This is a genomic window from Oerskovia enterophila, from assembly GCF_001692445.1.
Classification (GTDB): domain Bacteria; phylum Actinomycetota; class Actinomycetes; order Actinomycetales; family Cellulomonadaceae; genus Oerskovia; species Oerskovia enterophila.
On sequence record NZ_MAQA01000048.1, the window covers coordinates 18,456 to 37,082 of the forward strand.

Here is an 18,627-nt window from a genome sequence, read left to right on the forward strand (position 1 = left end):
GCAGGCCCCTGGCTGGGTGAGGGCGCCGGCGGGCCGGAACCATGGGCGCTCCGGCCCCCGGCCCGTCCGCTTCACCCGGCGCCCGGTGGCGCGAACCCCCCAGCCCCGTACGATCGCACCCGTGCAGCCAGACGTCACGCAGAAGCCCGAGAACGCTCCGGACGCCGGAGCACCCGAGGTCGCCGAGCCCGTCGGCCAGGCCGTACCTGCCGGGCCGACGGACGAGCCCGGCGCACGCTCGACCACGCCCGACGGCGAGCCGAGCGCCCGGCCGTCGCGGCGCCGTCGGGCGTGGGCGTGGCTCCAGCACTACGCACGGCGCTTCTCCACGACCGGGCTCGTCCTCGCCCTCCTGTTCTTCTGCTACTCGCTCACGCCCTCGCTCATCCCCCGCGCCTGGTACTACCAGGCACTCATCACGGGCATGAGCATGGTCGGCGGGTACGGGATCGGGGCGTTCGTCGAGTGGTTCGCCCTCAAGGTGGGGCTGCGGATCCGCTGGAGCCCGCGCGTGAGCCGCATCGCCTGGTGGGTCCTGGGGGCCGCGACGATCGTCCTCGTGCCGCTCTTCCTGGTGCTCGGCGCGCGCTGGCAGCACGAGCTGCGCGCCCTGTTCGGCATGCCCGAGCAGGCGCCGGCCAACGACGTCGCGGTCGTGTTCGTCGCGGTCCTCATCGCGATCGGCGTCCTGCAGCTCGGCCGCGCGCTGCGCCGCGTCGCGCAGTGGGTGAGCCTGCTGGTCGACAACATCATGCCCAAGCCGATCGCCCGCTTCCTGAGCGGGGTGATCGTCGCGGTCGTGGTCGTGCTGCTCTTCAACGGCGTGATCTGGGCCGGGGCGCTGCACATGCTCAACAACGTCTACGCGAGCGCCAACGAGCAGATCGACCCGAAGCTCGCCCCGCCGACCTCGCCCGACCGGTCGGGCTCGCCCGAGTCCGGCTCGTCCTGGGAGTCGCTCGGCGCCGAGGGGCGCCGGTTCGTGGCGCTCGGCCCGACGCAGGCCGAGCTGACCGAGTTCGCGGCGGGCGGCGACGTGATCGACCCGGCAGACGTCCAGGAGCCCATCCGCGTGTACGCGGGCCTCGACCCCGAGGGCGACCTCGACGCGACCGCCCAGCGCGTGGTCGACGAGCTCGACCGCACGAACGCCTGGGACCGCTCGGTCCTGGTCGTGGCCACCACGACCGGCACGGGCTGGGTGGACCCCGGCATGAGCAGCTCGCTCGAGCTCATGCACGGCGGCGACACCGCGATCGCCTCGATGCAGTACTCGTACCTGCCGAGCTGGATCAGCTTCGTCGGTGACCGGAGCACCCCGCCGAACGCGGGCAAGGCGCTCTACGAGGCCGTGTACGAGGCGTGGTCGAAGCAGCCCGAGGACTCGCGTCCCCGGCTCATGGCGTTCGGGATCTCGCTCGGCTCGTTCGGCGCGCAGGGCGCGTTCAGCGGCCTGCAGGACATGACGACCCGCACGGACGGCGCCATGTTCGTGGGCACGCCCAACTTCACGCCCAACTGGACCGACTTCACGACCCACCGCGACGCCGGCTCGCTCGAGTACTCGCCCGTGTACGAGGAGGGCGCACAGGTCCGGTGGGGCACCGAGGTCTCGAGCGCGGCCAACATCTGGTCCGTGCCCGGCACGTGGGAGACCCCGCGCGTCGTGTACGTCCAGCACGCGTCCGACGGCGTCACGTGGTGGTCCCCCACGACGCTGTGGTCCGAGCCCGACTGGATGCGCGAGCCCCGCGGGCCCGACGTGCTCGACGCCGTCGAGTGGCGCCCCGTCGTGACGTTCTGGCAGCTCACGGGTGACCTGTTCGTGGCCGCTGCCTCCGACATCCCCGCGGGTCACGGGCACGTCTACTACCTCGAGTACGCCGACGGCTGGTCGGCGCTCAACGCCCCCGACGGCTGGGACGAGGACGACACCCTGCGCCTCAAGGAGCAGATGCTGACCAAGCAGCCGGCCGCGTCGAGCTCGACGGGCTGAGGCACCCGCTCCCCGCGCCCGACGGCGGCGCGCACCTTCTCGGGGAGGGTGCGCGCCGCCGTCGGCGTTCCTGGGCGAGCACAGGTCAGGCGCGGGCCCCGCCCGCGCGCGCCGACGGCAGCGCCCCCGCGACCACCAGCGCGACAAGACCCACGACGGCGGCGAGCCCGAAGGCCACCGAGAACGGGGTCGTCGAGGAGACGGTCCCGCCCTGGACCACGGCCCCCGCCAGGAGCGCGGTCGTGACCGGGGCCGCGACGGCCGACCCGACCGTGCGCAGCACCGCGTTGAGCCCCGTGGCGGCAGCGACCTCGTCGGCCGGCGAGAGCATCGTCACGAGCTGTGCGCACACCGCGAACCCGATCCCGTTGCCGAGCCCGAGGAGCGTGAAGAACACCAGGACGGACCACATCTCGCCCGGCCAGACGGCCAGGCCCGCCCCCGCGACGGCCATGACCAGGACGGCCGTGATCGCCAACGACTTGGCGCCGAAGCGGATGCTCAGCGCCGGGGCGACGCGCCCGCCCACGAACACCAGGACCGCGCTGGGGAGCAGCACCAGACCGGTCTGCGTGACCGTGAGACCCGACCCGGCGCTGGGCTGCGCCTGGAGGATCAGCGGCAGGCTCACGTAGAACACGTAGGGCACGAACCCGAGGGCGAGGGTCAGGACGCTCGTGATCACGAGCGACCGGTTGCGGAACGTGCGCACGTCGACCAGTGGCGCGGCCGACCGCAGCTCGACCAGGACCAGCACGGCCAGGGCGCAGACCGCCGCGAGCCCGACGCCCCAGGTCAGCGGCGACGTCCACCCCCACGACCGGCCCTGGGAGACCGCGAGCAGCAACCCTGCGAGACCTCCCGCGAGCAGGAACGTCCCCGCCCAGTCGGTGCGCGCCGCGCGTCCCGCAGGACGGGCAGGTGTCGCCGGGACCCAGGCGAGGACCATCGCGAGCGCGACGAGGACCAGGGCCGCGGTCGACCAGAAGAGCCAGTGCCACGAGAGGGACTCGACGATCAGACCGCCCAGGACCAGCGCGACGCCCGCCCCGACCCCGACCATCCCGGACAGCCACCCGAGGGCGGTGACCAGGTGCCGCCCGTCGAGCGACCGGCGCGAGATCGCGAGGGCCAGCGGGAAGGTCGCGGTGCTCACGCCCTGGACGACGCGCGCCGCGAGCAGCACGCCCAGGTTGGGCGCGAGGCCCGCGGCCACGGTCGCCGCGGCGAAGACGACGAGCGTGACGACGAGGACCCGACGGTGCCCGTAGCGGTCGCCGAGCGAGCCGACGACAGGGGCGAGCACGGCACCCGCGACGAGGAAGGCCGTGAGGATCCATCCCGTCCCCTGCGGCCCCGACCCGAGGGCCTCGCCCAGCGTCGGGAGGGCCGGCACCAGGAGCGTCTGCATGAGCGAGAAGGCCAGGACCGCGGTCGAGAGGGCAAGGATCACCAGGGCCGGCCTGGCCCGCACTCCCGGGCCGCTCTCTCCGGGCGGGGCCGACGGCGCCTGGGCCGACGGCGCCGTGGCCGTGCCGGGAAGGGTGGCGGTGGACGTGGGGGCAGGACGGGTCACGGGCACGGCTCTCGGTCGATGGCCGGCGGACCGGCAGCAGATGGAACGGAACGGAATCTCCGTTCCGTTCCAAAGTAGCATCCACGACGGCTACCGTGAAGGCATGCCTCCGGACCCGACCTCGCCGCCGCTCGCCGGTCGCAAGCGCGAAGCCCTCGCCAACGACCGCAACGTGCTGGTCGCAGCGCGCGAGGTCTTCTCCCTCCACGGTCCCGAGGCGACGATCGCGCAGGTCGCCGAGCGGGCAGGCGTCGGCGTCGGGACGGTCTACCGGCGCTACAGCACCAAGAACGCCCTGGTCCGCGCGCTGCACGTCGCGGCGATCGACGAGCTCGCGCAGATCGCGCGCGAGTGCGCCCAGGAGTCCGGCACCGCGGAGGTCGCCGCGACGGGTGCCGTCGAGACCTTCCTGCGGCGGCACATCCTCGAGTCGTTCGGCCCGCTCATCATCTCCTCGGGCGAGCACCCGCCCGCGACGCCCGAGGTCGACACCGCGTCCGCCGCGCTGCACGGGGCGCTCGAGGAGCTCCTGGCGGTCGACCGCGAGGCCGGACTCGTGCCGGCCACCCTCACCCCGGCGGACCTGATGCTGCTCATCACCCACCTGCGCCCGCCCCTCCCCCTGCCGCGCGAGCAGGCCGACGCCCTCCACCTGCGCTATCTCGGCGTGACGCTCGCCGGGCTCGCGCAGGCCGCCGCGTCAGCGGGTTCCCCGGCGACCGCCGCCTCCGAGGCCCTTCCCCCGGGCCCCTCGTGGGAGGACTGGCTCGCGATGTGGAGCGCGCGCGACACCGGGACCACCGCGGGAGACTGAGCCGCGACCCCGTCGACGAACAGCTCGACGGCCGCGTCTCCCCCGGCCGCCACGAGCCGCTCCGGGAGGTCGGCCAGGCCGTCGACCTGCTCGACGTGGCGAACGCCCGGCGGGACGCGCCCGGCGAGGACCGCGAGCGCCGCCTCGGCCGCGACCAGCCCGGTGACCCTCCCCTGGCCCGACGCGACGAGCGATACCTGCGCCGCACGGTCGCCGTCGCGGGCCGTGGCGGCGAGCGCGAACCGGTCGCCGCCCACGTGCACGGCACCGAAGACCGCCGCGAGCGCGCGCCGCCCGCGCGCACCGCGGAACGCACGCAGCACGCCCGAGCGCCGCGCCCCGAACAACGATGCCGTCAGCACGCGGGAGTCGAGCGCGAACCGGGTCGTCACCCGGGGCACGTCGAGCGTGCGGCGCAGGGCGTGCTGGTCGGAGAAGTCGAAGGGGTGGACGGTGCGCCGCCCGAGGGCGGGCAGCAGGACCTGGCGAGGACCGCCGTCGGGCCGTGGTCCGACCAGGCCGTCGACCGTCCAGCGGATCGCGTCCGCGCCGTGCGCCTCGCCCCCGCCGAGGACCACCGCGACGTCGATCTCCTGGGCACCGCCGACCAGGTCGTGCGCACGGCGGGCGAGCAGGTTCGTGAGCCCAGGTGCGACTCCCACGCTCAGCACGGCCGCGGCGCCCGCCTCGCGGGCGACCTCGTCGAGGACCTCGGTCGCCTCGAGCTGGCCGCGGGACGCCGAGACGTCCACGAGCGACACGCCCCGCGCGAGGCACGCCCGGGCTACCCGGTCGTCGCCCGGTTCGACGGCCAGGACGACGAGGCCCACCCTGTCGAGCGCCGCGTCGAGGGTCGCGGGGTCCGCGAGGTCGACCCGTTCCGCTCGGGGCGAGCCGATCCGGCGCGCCGCCTCCTGCGCCGCGGCGAGGCTGCGCCCGGCGGGGACCACCCGGCCGGGGACGGCCTGGGCGAGCCGTGCGCACACGACCGAGCCCACCGCACCGTAGCCACCGATCACGAGCACGTCCCGTGCATTCACTAGAGTCATGCTCTAGTGAATATCACTGTAGTCTCACTACAGTCAATCGTCCCCGAGGAGTCCCCATGCCGCCCACCCGCGCCGAGAAGGCCCGCGCGACGCGCACCCGCATCCTCGACGCGGCGCACGAGCTCTTCGTCGAGAACGGCTGGACCCGCACCTCGGTCGAGGACGTCGCCCGGGCCGCAGGCGTCGCGACGCAGACGATCTACTACACGTTCGGCACCAAGCACGCGCTCTTCAAGGAGCTGCTCGACGTGCGCGTCGCGGGCGACCACGACGACGTCGCGACGCTCGACCGGCCCTGGGTGCACGAGGTGCTGGCCGAACCCGACCCCGCACGCCACCTCGCCCTGCACGCCGCCGGCGCCCGGGCCGTCCTGGACCGCGTCGCCCCGCTGCTGCGGGTGCTGCGCGACGCCGCGCCCGGCCTGCCCGCCCTGACCGACCTGTGGGCCGCGAACCAGGAGCAGCGGCGGACCGTCGCCGCGACCCTGACCACCGCGCTCGCCCGCAAGGCGACGCTCCGGACCAGCACCGAGGCCGCGGCCGACGTGACCCACACGCTGCTCGGCCCCGACACCTACGGCACGCTCGTGCTCGACCTGGGATGGTCCCCCCAGGCGTGGCAGGACTGGGCCGCCGACGCGCTCGCGCGCCAGCTCCTGGCGCCGTCCGACGCGTCGGGCACGGCGGGTCGGTGAGCGCCGCTGCACGACCGCCGCACGGGAGCCGCCGGGCTCTCGGGCCACCGACGCTCCCCTGCTAGGGTCGACCGTATGAGCCACTCGTCGACCGTCATGATGCGCCCCACCCGGGGCCCTTCGTGATGCGCTGACCGCGCTCGTCACCACCCAAGGCCTCGCCGCAGCGAGGCCTTTCGTGTGTCCGGGCCCGGTGCGGTCGAGGCGTCCGTCGAGGCACCCGCCGAGGTGCCGCAGTCCCCGAGAGGACCCTGCGCCATGACCGTCCCGCCCGCACAGCCCACGCCGGCCGGCAGCACCGCACCGCCCGCCGGCCCCACCTTCTACGTCACGACCGCGATCCCCTACGTCAACGGCGACCCGCACCTGGGTCATGCGCTCGAGCTGGTCCAGACCGACGTCCTGGCTCGCCACGCACGCCTGCGCGGGCGGCCGACCCGCTTCCTGACCGGCACCGACGACCACGCCCTCAAGAACGTGAGCGCCGCCCGCGCCGCGGACCGTGAGGTCGGGGGATTCGTCGCCGAGCGCGTCGAGGACTTCCGCGCCCTGCGCCCCGCGCTGTCGTTGTCCACGGACGACTTCCTGTCGACGTCGTCCGACCCCCGTCACCGGCCGGGCGTCGAGGCTCTGTGGCGTCGCTGCGCCGAGGCCGGCGACTTCTACCGACGCTCCTACGAGGGCCTGTACTGCGCGGGCTGCGAGCAGTTCTACACCCCCGACGAGCTCGACGCGTCGGGCCGCTGTCCGGAGCACGTGCCCCTGCCCGAGCGCGTCGTCGAGGAGAACTGGTTCTTCCGGCTGTCCCGCTACCGCGACCGCATCCGTGAGGAGATCGCGACGGGGCGCGTGCGCATCAACCCGGCCGCCAAGCGCAACGAGGTCCTCGCGTTCATCGACGCCGGGCTCGAGGACTTCAGCGTCTCGCGGCCAGCAGCCCGTTCGGACGGGTGGGGCGTCCCCGTGCCGGGCGACCCCTCGCAGGTGGTGTACGTGTGGTGGGACGCGCTGACCAACTACGTCACCGCGCTGGGCTACGGCTCGGACCAGGCCGACCCGGGCGCCGCGGACGACTACCGCACCTGGTGGTCCGGCGGCAACGAGCGCGTGCACGTGATCGGCAAGGGCATCACACGTTTCCACGCGGTGTACTGGCTCGCGCTCCTGCTCTCGGCGGGCGAGCCGCTGCCCACCACGATCCACGTGCACGACTACGTCACGGCCGGCGGCGCCAAGCTCGCCAAGTCCGCGGGCACCGCGGTGCACCCCGTCGGGCTCGTGGACGCCTACGGCACCGACGCGCTGCGCTGGTGGTTCGCGCGCGAGGTCCCGCTCCTGGGCGATGCCGAGTTCACGACCGAGCGCCTCGTCGCGCGGCACGACGACGAGCTGGCCCACGGCGTGGGCAACCTGGTCAACCGCACGCTCACGCTCGTGCACCGGTTCCGGGACGGCGTCGTACCCGCGCTCCCCCGCACCCGGGCGAGCGCACCCGACGAGCTGGGCTCCGCCGTCGGGCAGGTCGCCCCTGCCGTGGACGCGGCCCTCGCGGACGCGGACCTGCGGACCGCGACCGGGGCCGTGTGGCGCATCGTCGACGCGGCCAACCGGTACGTCAACGCCGAGAAGCCGTGGGAGCTCGCAGCCCGCGAGCGCGCCGGGGGCACGGACGCGGGTGGACGACTGGACGAGGTGCTCGCGCGGCTCGTCGAGGCGTGCCGGGTCGTGGCGGCCGAGCTCTCGCCGTTCGTGCCCGACGGCGCCGCGCGGCTCCGCGAGCAGCTCCTCCCGGCCGCGGCGGCAGGCGGGCAGAGGGCCGGCGACGACCGGGTCGGCAGCCCCGACCCGGTCTTCCCGCGCCTGGGCTGACCCGCGTCCTGCTGGGTGCGGAGCAGCCGTCGCGGCACGCCGGGGCGCACGACACCTGCTCCGCACCCAGCAGACGGCTACCGGAGAGCCGGTGCGTGCGCCTCCAGGAACCGGTAGACCTCGGTCTGGTCCACCCCGGGGAACGCCCCCACCGGCATCGCGGCGAGCATGCTCGCGTGAGGGCGCGCGCTGGGCCACGACTGCTCGCCCCAGCGCTCGGTCAGCGCCACGGGCGGTCGCCGGCAGCACGACTCGTCGGGACAGCGCGAGACCGTGCGCTCGCTCGTCTCGCGCCCCCGGAACCACTTGACGTGCGCGAACGGCACGCCCACGCTCACCGAGAACTGGCCGTCGTCGGAGTCCTGGACGCGCGACGTGCACCAGTAGGTGCCGGTCGGGGTGTCGGTGTACTGGCTGAACGGGCTCAGGCGGTCCTCGACCGCGAACACCGTGCGCGCGGTCCAGTTGCGGCACACGTACTGGCCCTCGACCGCGCCGAGGGGGTCCGCGGGGAAGCGCACGCCGTCGTTCTCGTAGGCCTTGTGGATGATCCCGGACTCGTGGATCTTCATGAAGTGCACCCCGATGCCCAGGTGCGTCGTGGCGAGGTTCGTGAACCGGTGGGCCGCGGTCTCGTAGGAGACCGAGAACGCGTCGCGCAGGTCCTCGACCGAGATCTCGCGGGCGTCCTTGGCCTCCTTGAGGAGCTTGACCGCGTCCCGCTCGGGCAGCAGCAGCGCGGCCGAGAGGTAGTTGGCCTCGACGCGCTGGCGCAGGAACTCGGCGTAGTCGCGCGGTTCGTGGTGGCCCAGGACGTGCGACGCGAGCGCCTGGAGCAGGGCCGAGCGCGGGTCGCTCGACGCGCGCGTGCCCGTGCTCGGCAGGTACACGCGGTGGTGGCGCAGGTCGATGACCGAGCGGGTCGAGTGCGGCAGGTCGTGCACGTAGTGCAGCGAGAAGCCCAGGTGCGTCGCGAGGTCCGCGGCCACGCGCTGCGACATGGGACCGCGGGCGTGCCCGACGCCGTCGAGCAGCTCGCGCGCGGTGGTCTCGAGCTCGGGGAAGTGGTTGTCCTGGGCTCGCATGGTCGCGCGGAGCTCGGTGTTCGCGCGGCGCGCCTCCTCGGGGGTCGCGGCCCGCTCGGTGTGCAGGCGCTCGAGCTCTCGCTGGAGGCCCACGATGGCCTCGAGCGCGTCGCTCGGGAGCGACTTGCCGACCCGCACCGCGCCCAGCCCGAGCGAGGCGAACAGCGGCCCGCGCTGCGCACGCTCGAGCTCGATCTCGAGGGCCGCCCGGCGCGTGGGCGGCTCGGCCGAGAGCAGGTCCTCGACGCTCGCGCCGAGCGCGCGTGCGATGGCCTGGAGCTGCGAGAACTTGGGTTCGCGTCGCCCGTTCTCGATCACGGACACCTGCGAGGGTGCCCGCCCGATCGCGGCTCCCAGGTCGTCGAGCGTCATGCCCTTCTCGGTGCGCAGGTGCCGGATGCGGCGGCCGATCGTCAGGGCGTCGGCCTCGTCCTCGACGGCCAGCGTGCCGCCGAGGAGGCCGCGGTTCTCGCGGGGCGGCGCAGCGATCTTCTGCGCCGGGCCGGGTTCAGTTGCCATGACTGAGGGTGACACACGTCACTCCTTGCGCACAACAGAAGAACTCGACTTCTTCTACGAAAGAAGTCCTTGTGGACCCCTTGCGCGGCGAAGGAAGGTCGTTCCACGGCCACCGCTCACCCCGAGCGGCGACCGGAACGAGTACCACCGCACGCAACGAAGCTCTGGAGGCACCCCGTGACCACCCCGCCCATCATCAGCCGTCGCTCCGAGAACGAGTACGCCACGCCCCGCCCGGCGTCCGCGGCCTCCCGGACCGAGGCCGTCACGGCCCCCGTCGCATCCTCTGTCAGCTCCCCCGCACGGGCCGGCGACCAGCGTCAGTCCGCGGCCGACCTCGCGCTCTCCTGGTCGACCGACCCTCGCTGGGCCGACGTCCAGCGCGACTACACGGCCGAGGACGTCGTCGCCCTGCGCGGCTCGGTGCGCGAGGAGCGCACCCTGGCCCGTCGCGGCGCCGAGAAGCTGTGGGACCTCATCCACACCGAGGAGTGGGTCGCCGCGCTCGGCGCCATGACCGGCAACCAGGCCGTGCAGCAGGTGCGTGCGGGCCTCAAGGCCATCTACCTCTCCGGCTGGCAGGTCGCGGCCGACGCCAACCTGTCGGGCCAGACCTACCCGGACCAGTCGCTCTACCCCGCGAACTCGGTCCCGGCCGTCGTGCGCCGCATCAACAACGCGCTCCTGCGCGCCGACCAGATCGAGACCGCTGAATCGCCCCTCGGGACGCCCGAACGCGACTGGATCGCCCCCATCGTCGCCGACGCCGAGGCCGGCTTCGGCGGCGCCCTGAACTCCTACGAGCTCATGCACTCGATGATCGAGGCCGGCGCGGCGGGCGTGCACTGGGAGGACCAGCTCGCGTCCGAGAAGAAGTGCGGCCACCTGGGCGGCAAGGTCCTCATCCCGACCTCGCAGCACATCCGCACCCTCAACGCGGCCCGCCTCGCCGCCGACGTCGCGGGCGTCCCGACCGTCATCATCGCCCGCACCGACGCGCTCGCCGCCGACCTCATCACCTCCGACGTCGACCCCCGCGACCAGGAGTTCCTCACGGGCGAGCGCACCGCCGAGGGCTTCTACCGGACGCGTCCGGGCATCGACACGGTCATCTCGCGCGGCCTGGCCTACGCCCCGTACGCCGACCTCATCTGGGTCGAGACGGGCGAGCCGGACCTCGAGCTGGCCCGCCGGTTCGCCGAGACCATCCACGCGCAGTTCCCCGACAAGAAGCTCGCGTACAACTGCTCGCCGTCGTTCAACTGGAAGAAGCACCTCGACGACGCCCAGATCGCGAGCTTCCAGAAGGAGCTCGCCGCGATGGGCTACGCGTTCCAGTTCATCACCCTGGCCGGCTTCCACGCCGTGTCCCACTCCATGTTCGAGCTCGCCCGCGGGTACAACGACCGCGCGATGAGCGCCTACGTCGAGCTGCAGGAGGCCGAGTTCGCCTCCGAGGTCGACGGCTACACGGCCACCCGCCACCAGCGGGAGGTCGGCACCGGCTACTTCGACCGGGTCGCCACGGCTCTCAACCCCGACAGCGCCACCCTCGCGCTCGCCGGGTCCACCGAGACCGCCCAGTTCCACTAAGCCCCACCCCGCCTCGCCGAGGTAGAGGTCTCGCGTCGAGGTAGAGGGCTCCAGCCCTCTACCTCGACGACTTCCCTCTACCTCGCGGCACAGACCATCGGAGCCCGCCATGACCAGCACCCTCACGACCCACTCGTCCGGCCCGACGACGTCACGCACCCCGGCCGGTCAGCACCCCGGCCACCACCACGGGCGCGACGACGACGCGCGGCGCGCGACGCCGTCGGGCACCCTGGACGTCACCGGACACCTGGGCTCGCGCTACCGCGAGATCCTGACCCCGGACGCCCTGGAGTTCCTCACCGCCCTGCACGACCGCTTCCTGGCCGCCCGCCACGGGCTGCTCATGGACCGCCAGCAGCGCCGCCAGGACGTGGCCGACGGGATCGACCCCGACTTCCGCGCCGCGACCCGGCCCGTGCGCGACGACCCGTCGTGGCGCGTCGCCGGCTCGCACGGGGCTCCCGGCCTCGAGGACCGGCGCGTCGAGATCACCGGCCCGACCGATCCCAAGATGGCGATCAACGCCCTCAACTCGAGCGCCAAGGTGTGGCTCGCCGACCAGGAGGACGCGTCATCGCCCACGTGGCGCAACGTGATCGAGGGCCAGCTCGCGCTGCACGACGCGATCCGCGGCACGCTCGCGTTCACGTCCCCCGAGGGCAGAGAGTACGCGCTGCGCTCGACCGAGCTGACCGACCTGCCGACCATCGTGTTCCGGCCCCGCGGCTGGCACCTGATCGAGAAGCACCTGCGCTACGTCGACCGCGCGGGCGTGGCGGTCTCGGCCTCGGCGTCGCTCGTGGACTTCGGGCTGTACTTCTTCCACAACGCACGCGAGCTCGTCGAGCGCGGCCGCGGACCGTACTTCTACCTGCCCAAGCTCGAGGGCTACCGCGAGGCGCGGGTCTGGAACGACGTGTTCGTGTTCGCGCAGGAGTACCTGGGGATCGAGCAGGGGACGATCCGCGCGACCGTGCTCGTCGAGACCCTGCCCGCCGCGTTCGAGATGGAGGAGATCCTCCACGAGCTGCGCGACCACTGCGCGGGGCTCAACGCGGGCCGCTGGGACTACCTGTTCTCGGTCATCAAGTCGTTCCGCACGCGCGGGGACCAGTACGTCCTGCCCGACCGCTCGCAGGTGCCCATGACCGCCCCGTTCATGCGGGCCTACACCGAGCTCCTCGTCGCGACGTGCCACAGGCGCGGGGCGCACGCGATCGGCGGCATGAGCGCGTTCATCCCCGACCGCCGCCGACCCGACGTGACCGAGAAGGCGTTCGAGCAGGTCCGCGCGGACAAGCGGCGCGAGGCCGGCGACGGGTTCGACGGCACCTGGGTCGCGCACCCCGACCTCATCCCCGTCGCGCGCGCCGAGTTCGACGCCGTGCTGGGCGACCAGCCGCACCAGGTCTCGCGGCTGCGCGACGACGTGAGCGTGGGGCAGCACGAGCTGCTCGACATCGGGTCGGTGCGCCGTGCGGGCGCGACGGTCACCGCGGCCGGGCTGCGGTCCAACGTCTCGGTGGGCGTGCGCTACATCGAGTCGTGGCTGCGCGGCGTGGGCGCCGCGGCGATCGACCACCTCATGGAGGACGCCGCGACGGCCGAGATCTCCCGCTCGCAGGTGTGGCAGTGGATCGCGTCCGGGACGCGCACCGAGAACGGGGTGCCCATCACGCGGGCCCGCGTCGAGGCGCTGCTCGCAGAGGTCGTCGACGACCTGCCGCGCGGGGAGGGCAACCGGGTCGACGAGGCCGCGCACGTGTTCCGTGCCGTCGCTCTCGCCGAGGACTTCCCGACGTTCCTGACCATCGGGGCGTACTCGCAGTTCCTGGTCGGGTCGGCCGTGGACGGGCCGCGCGAGGGCTGACCACCTGAGCGCGGGCCGGTGCCTGCGGGGGCTGGGCGGCTGGGGGCTCGGGGGGCCGAGTGCCCGCGGGTGCCGAGTGCCCGCGGGTGCCGAGTGCCCGCGGGTGCCGAGAACGAGGTTGTGGTCGTTATCGAGGGGATAGCGACCACAACCTCGTTCTCGTGTGCGCGGAACCTCGTGCTCGGCAGCGGCAGCGGCAGCGGCGCTGGCCCAGCCCGGTCCGACGTCCTGGCCTGCACGGATACCCCTGGCGCGCAGCCGCCCCCAGGTGGGATGATCCGGGCGCGCGGCGCGCGAGCTGCCGAGCGACACCCTTCCCGGACCAGCCGGTCCCGTCGCACCGTGGAGCATCCGTGAGTGACTTGTTCGCCCCGCCCTCGTCCCCGCACCCCGAGTCCGGAGCCGGCACGCCCGCCGGGCCCGTACCGCCAGCACAGCAACCGCCGACGACGCAGCTACCGCCGACCTCGGCACCGGCACCGCAGCAGCCGCCGGCCCTGGTCCCCCCAGCCGCCCCGGCTCCGCCGAGCAGCCCCGCCCAGCCTCCGGCGAGCGCACGGACCACCACCCACCCAGACGTCGCCCCGGGCATCCCCCCGTCGGGCAGCAGCCCGTACCCCGGGCAGGTATCACCCCTCTCGGCCGCACCGGGGGCGCCCAACCCGTACGGTCCCCCGCGCCCGCATACCCCGAGTCACGGAGCCGCGGGCTTCCCGGCGGACGGGACGACCAGGACGCCGGGCCCCTCGCGCGTCCTGGTCGGGGTGCTCGCGGGGGTCGCCGGCCTGCTGATCGGGGGCGTCGGCGCGACCGCGGTGACCCTGGCCGTGGTGGCGGGCAACGAGCTCTTCGCCGACGCTGCGGCCGAGCCGTGGTCTGCCGGTCCGGCCCCCGACGAGGAGGAGGCGTGGGACGGGCACGGCGACGACCAGGTCGCGGGCGAGGACGGCGGGACGTTCGACGACCCGTGGGCGCTCGAGTGCGAGGTGTACACCGACGAGTGGTCGGTCCTGCTCGAGATCCCGCACGAGGCGACCGCCGAGATCCTCGCGCACAACGACGTCAACGTGTCCCCGGCCGACGGCATGGAGTACTGGATCGTCCCGGTCGACGCGATGTACCTCGGGCCGTCGAGCACGGTGACGGCCCACGGGTCGATCGACCTCTGGTTCGTCGACCGGGACGGCAACGAGTACACGGAAGGCTGCGGCGACGTCCCCGACTCCCTCGTCGGCACGGGCCTGATCGGCACCGACGACTCGGCCCAGGGCAACGTCTGTCTCGAGGTCCCCGCAGGGGCGGACGGCCTGTGGGTCCTCGCGGTCGACGACTACATGCCGGTCCACCTGTCCACCGACGTGGCGATCACCGAGTCCTGAGGCACCGCGCTCCTCGAGGGCCGGGCGTCACCACGCGAGCGCGTCGCGCAGCTTGTCCTCGAGCCGTGCCGACAGGGCCAGGTCGTCGCGCACCGCGGTGCGCTCGGCCACGGCGCGGCGCGGGCTGCTCGTGATGATGCCGTCGACGCCGCTGCGGAGCTGGGCCCGCATCGCGGCCGGGTCGTTGACCGTCCACACGTAGACGTCGATCCCGGCCGCACGCGCCTCGGCCCGCACGCGCGTGGTGTCCGACGACTGCTCGATCGCGACGAAGTCGACGGGCAGGACCCCGAGCGGGCCGCGCAGGAACGGGACGACGTACCCGACCGCGATCTCCGGGCCGAGCGCGTGCACCTCGTCGGCCTGCTCGGGGTAGATCGACTGGACCAGGTAGTCGTCCGCGACGCCGTGCGCCCGCAGGAGCGCGACGACGTCCGCGACGAACGTCGGTGTCTCGTGGCCGTGCGCCTTGAGCTCGACCAGGAGCGGCACGTCGAGCTCCTGAGCGCGCTCGACGAACTCCTCGAGCGACGGGATGGTCGCCTCGAACCCGCCCTGGCGGATCGTCGTCGAGGTCAGCTCGTCGAGCGTCATGGTGTGCACGGCGCGGTCGGAGCCCGCGAGGCGCCGCAGGGTCAGGTCGTGGAAGACGACGAGCCCGCCGTCGGCGGCCTGGAGGACGTCGAGCTCGACGTAGTCCGCGCCGAGCGCCGCGGCGGACTCGAGCGACGCGATCGAGTTCTCGACGCCGCCGCCCGGGTCGCCGCGGTGCGCGATCACCGCGCCGGGCTCCTCGCGCGCGAGGGTCGTCATGGCTCGGGTGTTGGTCGCGGTGACCGCGACGAGCACCAGCACGGCCCCCAGCCCGACGGCGGCGCGCACCCCGCGCGGCCGGCTCGCCCACCCGCTCCCGAGGACGGGCGGCACGCGGCCCGACGAGCCGGACGAGCCCGACGAGCCCGACGAGCCCCTGCCCGCCGTCACCGAACGACCCGCGGACTCCTCCGCCGGACCGGCCTCGCCGTCCCGCAGGTCCGCGTCCCCGGACACCGACGGCCCCGCGGAGCCGGCCACCGGCCCGGGCGAGGAGGCGTCGCCGACAGGAGCTGCGCCGTCGGGCAGCGACTCGCGCCGCTCCCCCGCGACCACGACCACGACCTGCGTGAGCAGCGCGGCGACGAAGCCCACGAGCACGAACCCGACCACCTGCACGACCGTGAGCGTCACGCCCGCGACGACCGGCGCGGCACCGGGCGCAGCCAGGTCGGCGACGCGCGTGGGGACCAGCGCGAGCATCACGATGCCCGCCGCGACCACGACCACGCCGAGCGCGACCACCGCGAACGTGCCCAGGAGGCGCGGCCAGAGCCCGCGCGTCGCCCGCCAGCTCGCGGCCATGGAGCCGGACACCGAGGCGTCGGACGTCAGCAGGAACGCGAGCGTCAGGACCAGTCGCAGGTTCAGGAACAGCACGCCCGCGAGGAACGCGAGGTAGACGTAGACGCCGCCGTCGAACTTGAGGAGCTCCCCGACCACGAATTCCGGGATCGCGATGCCGCGCACCAGGAACGCCGCGGTCCCGAAGTTGCCCACCGGCACGAGCACGAAGAAGTAGCCCACGAACAGCAGGAGCTGGGGGCCGAGGAGCTTGCGGCTCGTGCGCGCGAGGTCGGCGCCCACGGCCCGCACCGAGACGGGCTCGCCCGCGCGCAGCCGGGCGCCGATCGCGAGGAACGCGCCCTGCTGGCACAGGACCACGACCGACGCGACGAGCGCCACGACCAGCAGGAGGAGCACCGCGACCGGGCTCGACAGGACGCGCAGCACGTTGAGGTGCGTGAGCGCGCCGGCGCCCGCCGCCGCGAGCGCCACGTCGAACAGCCACACCATGAGCGGGACCGCGACGAGCGCCGCCGCGCCCTGCAGGAGCAGGACCGCCCCGAGGTACGTCGGCAGGTGCGCGCGGACCGTGCGCGCGGCGGGTCCGAGCAGCGCGGTGCGCTGCGGTCGGTCGCGGGCAGAGCGCCGCGCGGCGTCGCCGTCGGGACGCGGCATGCCCGAGCGGGTCGGGGCAGTGCGGGGGGCGGTCGGACGGGCGGCTGGTGGCACGAGCGAAGCCTACGGTCGCGTGGGTGGGCCGTTCGTACCGCGCACCACCTGCGCGGGCGAGTTCACCCGGGCGACGTGTAGGTGATGCGCGTGGCCGGGAGCCCGGCGGTCGGGACGCCCTGCGCCCGGACGCCGCCGCGGCCGCCCTCGCCCGCGCCCACGACGAGCTCGGCGACGGTCGTGAGGACGATCAGCGGAAGCAGCAGCGGCAGCGCGACGAAGCCGGTCGCGGCCGCGCCGAGCAGGCTCCCGACGGCGCCGGGCACCCACCGTGGACGGCTCCCGTCCGGGGCGGGTCGGCTCTCGACGCCGAGCAGCACGGCCTGGACGAGCAGCGCGGCGGCCGCGCCCCCTGCGACGGTCCCGGCGCCCAGGACCCACGGCGTCCCGGCTCCGGCGGCGCCCAGGCAGAGCGCCGCGAGCCCCGCGACCACGGACAGCAGGAACGTGATCGCGAGACCGAGGTGCCCGAAGAGCCGGACCGCAGCCCACATGAGCAGGCGACGCACGGGGCCCGTCCCCGACTGGCGCAGCGTCTCGCGGAAGAGGTGGTCGGCGTCTCGGCGGGCCGCTCGACGAGCGCTCGCAGGGGCGTCGGACGTGGCGAGCTCCCGCGAGGCCGCGTCGTGCAGGATCGCCGGGAGCGTCTGGCGGCCGTAGCTCGCGATCACGCCCCACAGCGGCACGGGCACCGACGCGAGGTCGGTCACGAGTCCCGCGGGCACGGTCTGCTCGACGCTCGCGCGCCGCCAGACCGGGCCGCCCGCCGTCTGCTCGTCGGCAGGCCGCGAGCTGTGGCCGAACGCGGTGAGGACCTCGAACCACACCTTCCAGCGGCCCGTCACGGGGAGCTGGCGCAGGTCGACCGTCGAGGCCGTGGTCCAGCGGTCGGGGTCGTCCGGGAGCGGGGCGAGGAAGGGCATGGCGCTCCCTCAGCCGGCGGGGACGAGCGCCGGGGCGTCGGGCGCGGGCGGCGCCACCTCGTTCGTCACGCCGTACGGCACCAGGACGCTCGCGACCTCGCGCGCCACGGGGTCGAGGTGCCCGCGCTGGTCGTCGAAGAAGATGTGCGGCCGCAGGACGCGCAGCACGCGGCCCTTGTCCGCGCCGCCCAGGAAGAACGCGTCGTTGACCGTGACGCCCCACGAGCGCAGCGTGTTGACGGCCCGCTCGTGCGAGGGCGCGCTGCGGGCCGTCACGATCGAGACGCGCACGCGGGGCCGGTAGCCCGGGTCCTCGGCGACCCGTTGCTCCTCGCGTCGCTGGATGGTGCTCAGCGCGCGCAGGAACGGGAGGATCGGTCCGGCGTGGTGCTCGGTGATCTTGCGCGCGCTCTCGTACTGGTGGAACTGCGCGAGCCCGCCCGACTGGAAGATGCGCTCGGCGCTGTCGTCGGCGAGCACGCCGTCGAAGTCGAACGCCACGCGCAGCTCCCCGACCTCGGCGTCGGTGGCGATCTCTGCGGAGATGTCGGCGGTCGCGTCGCCCATCACGGCCCCCTCGACCGCCGGCTCCACCGCGACCGGTGCGTCGCCCAGGGCGACGCGAGCGCCGGACGTGCGCTGCGCCGTCGGGCCGGACGAGGCGCCCCGCCCGACGGCGGCGCTCCCCAGGACCTGCCCGGCCGGGTGTCCCAGCGTGGTCGCCGTGCGCACGTCGCCCGCGTCGCCCGAGAGGAACAGCGAGATGTTGAGCGCGGGGATGTACGCGTAGGGCGCGACGCCCTGCGTGAAGATCGCCCGGCTGATGGGCAGCCCGTGGGCCTCGACCGAGCTCATGACGCGCAGGCCCGTGGACGGGTCGTTCTTGGACAGGATGAAGACCTCCACCAGCGGGTCGCCCGCGGCGGGAGACAGGTCGTTGAGGCTCAGGAGCCGCTGGACGAACTCGAACGCGACGCCTGGCCGGAGCATGCGGTCGCGGTACCTGTCCTGGTAGGCGCGGTAGGCGTCGATGCCCTGCTCGTCGAAGACGCGCTGGGACGTCGAGAGGTCGAACAGCGCGCTCGAGGCGACGCCGACGACGAGCCGGTGGTCGAGGTCGTAGGGCGGCACGGGGGCTCCTTCGGGA

Annotated in this window: 12 protein-coding genes and 1 pseudogene; 7 read left to right on the top strand and 6 right to left on the bottom strand. The window is 74.1% G+C overall.

All coding sequences use genetic code 11. From position 1 onward, the window contains the following. Positions 1 to 121 precede the first annotated feature (121 nt). On the top strand, positions 122 to 1,996 hold the full coding sequence (locus OERS_RS16280) for an alpha/beta hydrolase (protein ID WP_248948622.1): 1,875 nt from the start codon (positions 122 to 124) through the stop codon (positions 1,994 to 1,996). 85 nt (positions 1,997 to 2,081) lie between these two features. Here the strand turns inward: OERS_RS16280 and OERS_RS16285 are convergent, their stop codons facing one another. Next, positions 2,082 to 3,572, bottom strand: coding sequence for an MFS transporter (locus tag OERS_RS16285; protein ID WP_211268500.1), 1,491 nt, complete (start codon positions 3,570 to 3,572; stop codon positions 2,082 to 2,084). A gap of 103 nt (positions 3,573 to 3,675) precedes the next feature. Between OERS_RS16285 and OERS_RS22410 the strand changes: the two genes are divergently transcribed. Continuing rightward, positions 3,676 to 4,386 carry a TetR/AcrR family transcriptional regulator gene (locus OERS_RS22410; RefSeq protein WP_068627032.1) on the top strand — a complete coding sequence of 237 codons (711 nt, stop codon included), beginning with the start codon at positions 3,676 to 3,678 and terminating at the stop codon, positions 4,384 to 4,386. A gap of 701 nt (positions 4,387 to 5,087) precedes the next feature. Here the strand turns inward: OERS_RS22410 and OERS_RS22415 are convergent. Next, positions 5,088 to 5,435 (bottom strand): annotated as a pseudogene (locus OERS_RS22415) (saccharopine dehydrogenase NADP-binding domain-containing protein); the annotation flags it as partial. Between the two features lie 56 nt (positions 5,436 to 5,491). Here OERS_RS22415 and OERS_RS16300 point away from each other — a divergent pair. Both OERS_RS16300 and OERS_RS16305 read left to right on the top strand, forming a co-directional pair. Next, on the top strand, positions 5,492 to 6,130 hold the full coding sequence (locus tag OERS_RS16300) for a TetR/AcrR family transcriptional regulator (RefSeq protein ID WP_068627036.1): 639 nt from the start codon (positions 5,492 to 5,494) through the stop codon (positions 6,128 to 6,130). A gap of 258 nt (positions 6,131 to 6,388) precedes the next feature. Beyond that, positions 6,389 to 7,999, top strand: a complete 1,611-nt coding sequence (locus OERS_RS16305) for a methionine--tRNA ligase (RefSeq protein WP_083201550.1) — start codon at positions 6,389 to 6,391, stop codon at positions 7,997 to 7,999. A 77-nt stretch (positions 8,000 to 8,076) separates the two neighbouring features. On the opposite strand, the gene OERS_RS16310 is transcribed toward OERS_RS16305, so the two are convergent. Beyond that, complete coding sequence (locus tag OERS_RS16310) at positions 8,077 to 9,603, bottom strand: helix-turn-helix domain-containing protein (RefSeq protein ID WP_083201551.1); 1,527 nt, start codon at positions 9,601 to 9,603, stop codon at positions 8,077 to 8,079. Between the two features lie 177 nt (positions 9,604 to 9,780). On the opposite strand from OERS_RS16310, the gene aceA reads away from it, so the two are divergent. The 3 genes from aceA (at position 9,781) to OERS_RS21250 (ending at position 14,448) form a co-directional block, all read left to right on the top strand. Beyond that, positions 9,781 to 11,196 (top strand): isocitrate lyase, encoded by a 1,416-nt coding sequence (aceA, locus tag OERS_RS16315; protein ID WP_248948671.1) that lies wholly within the window; start codon positions 9,781 to 9,783, stop codon positions 11,194 to 11,196. A gap of 109 nt (positions 11,197 to 11,305) precedes the next feature. Beyond that, positions 11,306 to 13,069: a malate synthase A gene (gene aceB / locus OERS_RS16320; RefSeq protein WP_083201552.1), complete on the top strand. Its 1,764-nt coding sequence runs from the start codon at positions 11,306 to 11,308 to the stop codon at positions 13,067 to 13,069. A gap of 764 nt (positions 13,070 to 13,833) precedes the next feature. Further along, a complete protein-coding gene (locus tag OERS_RS21250) occupies positions 13,834 to 14,448 on the top strand; it encodes a hypothetical protein (RefSeq protein ID WP_068627038.1) in 615 nt (204 codons plus the stop codon). A gap of 27 nt (positions 14,449 to 14,475) precedes the next feature. On the opposite strand, the gene OERS_RS16330 is transcribed toward OERS_RS21250, so the two are convergent. From OERS_RS16330 to OERS_RS22105, 3 genes are all read right to left on the bottom strand, one after another. Beyond that, a complete protein-coding gene (locus tag OERS_RS16330; protein ID WP_139107892.1) occupies positions 14,476 to 16,557 on the bottom strand; it encodes a glycerophosphodiester phosphodiesterase in 2,082 nt (693 codons plus the stop codon). Positions 16,558 to 16,619: 62 nt separating this feature from the next. Further along, the gene (locus OERS_RS21820) at positions 16,620 to 17,480 is read right to left on the bottom strand and encodes a DUF1353 domain-containing protein (RefSeq protein ID WP_068627042.1); all 861 of its coding nucleotides are present in this window, start codon (positions 17,478 to 17,480) and stop codon (positions 16,620 to 16,622) included. Between the two features lie 9 nt (positions 17,481 to 17,489). Continuing rightward, positions 17,490 to 18,627: 5'-nucleotidase (locus OERS_RS22105; protein ID WP_322788308.1), on the bottom strand; the 1,138-nt coding region annotated here is incomplete at its 5' end.